The following is a 256-nucleotide window of genomic DNA, read 5'->3' on the forward strand; positions in this document are numbered from 1 at the left end:
GAACGATCCCATATTGGCTGCCGGATAAAATAATAATGTTCCTGCAGCAGAAATAAGGAGTCCTACTATTAAACCGTTTTTATAACCGATTTTATTAATTAAATCTTGTTTCAATCCTTTTGAAACTGCCATATAAATTAAAGAACCTACCGTATATGCCACGTAGAAACAGATCTGGACGAGCATACTTTCGGTTTGTGATAAATTGAAGGCTTTTTTAAATACCGGGATCAGTATGTCGTTACTTGCAGCGACG

Annotated in this window: 1 pseudogene; it reads right to left on the reverse strand. The window is 36.3% G+C overall.

Annotated features, from left to right (window positions below):
* Window positions 1–256: pseudogene (locus tag SCA31_RS24370) on the reverse strand (MFS transporter); the annotation flags it as partial.

Origin of the sequence: Chryseobacterium sp. SIMBA_028 (genome assembly GCF_046535285.1) — a bacterium.
Lineage (GTDB): Bacteria > Bacteroidota > Bacteroidia > Flavobacteriales > Weeksellaceae > Chryseobacterium.